Consider the following 2,945-nt stretch of genomic DNA (forward strand, 5'->3'; position numbering starts at 1 on the left):
AAAAGGTAAGCTACTAAGAGCAAACGGTGGATGCCTTGGCTAGTAGAGGCGATGAAGGACGTGCCAGGCTGCGATAAGTCTCGGGGAGCCGTCAAGGGGCTTTGATCCGGGAATTTCCGAATGGGGCAACCCAGTTAATAGTAATATTAACTACCTACGGGGGCGAACGAAGGGAACTGAAACATCTAAGTACCTTCAGGAAAAGAAATCAAAAGAGATTACGCTAGTAGCGGCGAGCGAACGCGTAAGAGGGCAAACCACTAGCTTGCTAGTGGGGTTGTAGGACTGCAATAAAGACTAAAAGCAGATAGCAGAATAAACTGGAAAGTTTAATCATAGAGGGTGATAATCCCGTATGCGAAATCTCCTTTTTACTTAGCAGTATCCTGAGTAGGGCGGGACACGTGAAATCCTGTCTGAAGCTGGGTAGACCACTATCCAACCCTAAATACTACTACTAGACCGATAGTGCACAAGTACCGTGAGGGAAAGGTGAAAAGAACTGAGGTGATCAGAGTGAAATAGAACCTGAAACCGTTTGCTTACAATCATTCAGAGCCCTATGATTTATCAGGGTGATGGACTGCCTTTTGCATAATGAGCCTGCGAGTTGTGGTATCTGGCGAGGTTAAGGAAACCCGGAGCCGTAGCGAAAGCGAGTCTTAATAGGGCGATTAGTCAGATGCTGCAGACCCGAAACGATGTGATCTATCCATGGGCAGGTTGAAGCCGGTGTAAGAACCGGTGGAGGACCCAACCGACGGCTGTTGAAAAAGCTCCGGATGACCTGTGGATAGGGGTGAAAGGCCAATCAAACATCGTGATAGCTGGTTCTCTCCGAAATATATTGAGGTATAGCGTTGTGTCGTAATTATAAGGGGTAGAGCACTGAATGGGCTAGGGCATACACCAATGTACCAAACCCTATCAAACTCCGAATACTTATAATGTAATCACAGCAGTCAGGCGGCGAGTGATAAAATCCGTCGTCGAGAGGGGAACAACCCAGACTACCGACTAAGGTCCCTAAATCTTATTTAAGTGGAAAACGATGTGGAGTTACTGAAACAACCAGGAGGTTGGCTTAGAAGCAGCCATCCTTTAAAGATAGCGTAATAGCTCACTGGTCTAGTGATTCTGCGCGGAAAATATAACGGGGCTAAAATAAGTACCGAAGTCGTAGATTTGCACCTAGTGCAAGTGGTAGGAGAGCGTTCTATTCAGCGTCGAAGCCATACCGGCAAGGAGTGGTGGAGCGGATAGAAGTGAGCATGCAGGCATGAGTAGCGATAAAATATGTGAGAATCATATTCGCCGTAAACCCAAGGTTTCCTACGCGATGCTCGTCATCGTAGGGTTAGTCGGGTCCTAAGCAAAGTCCGAAAGGGGTATGCGATGGAAAATCGGTTAATATTCCGATACCAATATTAGTGTGCGATGGAAGGACGCTTAAAGTTAGGGGAGCCAGCTGATGGAAGTGCTGGTCTAAGTGTGTAGGTTGAGTTATAGGCAAATCCGTAACTCTTTATCCGAGACATTAAAGGCTCATGACGCTCTTCGGAGTAGATTGAGAATCCTTGATACTATCGAGCCAAGAAAAGTTTCTAAGTTTAGCTAATATTGCCCGTACCGTAAACCGACACAGGTGGGTGGGATGAGTATTCTAAGGCGCGTGGAAGAACTCTCTTTAAGGAACTCTGCAAAATAGCACCGTATCTTCGGTATAAGGTGTGCCTAACTTTGTGAAGGATTTACTCTGTAAGCAAAGAAGGTTACAACAAAGAGTCCCTCCCGACTGTTTACCATAAACACAGCACTCTGCTAACTCGTAAGAGGATGTATAGGGTGTGACGCCTGCCCGGTGCTCGAAGGTTAATTGATGATGTCAGCTTTTGCGAAGCATCTGATCGAAGCCCGAGTAAACGGCGGCCGTAACTATAACGGTCCTAAGGTAGCGAAATTCCTTGTCGGTTAAATACCGACCTGCATGAATGGCGTAACGAGATGGGAGCTGTCTCAAAGAGGGATCCAGTGAAATTGTAGTGGAGGTGAAAATTCCTCCTACCCGCGGCAAGACGGAAAGACCCCGTGGACCTTTACTATAGCTTGACACTGCTGCTTGGATAAAGATGCGCAGGATAGGTGGGAGGCTTTGATCCATATACTCCGGTGTATGGTGAGCCATTGTTGAGATACCACTCTTCTTTATTTGGGTAGCTAACTAGCCTGAGTATATCCTCAGGTAGGACAATGTCTGGTGGGTAGTTTGACTGGGGCGGTCGCCTCCCAAAATGTAACGGAGGCTTACAAAGGTTGGCTCAAAGCGGTTGGAAATCGCTTGTAGAGTATAAAGGCATAAGCCAGCTTAACTGCGAGACACACAAGTCAAGCAGAGACGAAAGTCGGTCTTAGTGATCCGGTGGTTCTGTGTGGAAGGGCCATCGCTCAAAGGATAAAAGGTACCCCGGGGATAACAGGCTGATCTCCCCCAAGAGCTCACATCGACGGGGAGGTTTGGCACCTCGATGTCGGCTCATCGCATCCTGGGGCTGGAGCAGGTCCCAAGGGTATGGCTGTTCGCCATTTAAAGCGGTACGCGAGCTGGGTTCAGAACGTCGTGAGACAGTTCGGTCCCTATCTGCCGTGGGCGTAAGAAGATTGAGGAGAGTTGACTCTAGTACGAGAGGACCGAGTCGAACTGGCCACTGGTGTATGGGTTGTTCTGCCAAGAGCATCGCCCAGTAGCTAAGCCGGGATGTGATAAGAGCTGAAAGCATCTAAGCTCGAAGCCAACTCCAAGATGAATCTTCTTTTAAGAGCTCAGAAAGACTATCTGTTTGATAGGCCGGATGTGTAAGTGATGAAAGTCATTTAGCTGACCGGTACTAATAGCTCGTTTGCTTATCTTTTTAAGCATTACTTCCTTGTTAAAGGTATTAGAAATC

At 47.5% G+C, this 2,945-nt stretch carries 1 rRNA gene; it reads left to right on the top strand.

The features are described 5' to 3' along the window. Window positions 1-3 precede the first annotated feature (3 nt). Window positions 4-2,909 (top strand): 23S ribosomal RNA (locus OFN67_RS08025). The last annotated feature ends 36 nt before the right edge of the window (window positions 2,910-2,945 follow it).

The sequence above is a fragment of the Campylobacter sp. JMF_11 EL3 genome, from assembly GCF_027736965.1.
In the GTDB taxonomy this organism is placed as follows: domain Bacteria; phylum Campylobacterota; class Campylobacteria; order Campylobacterales; family Campylobacteraceae; genus Campylobacter_B.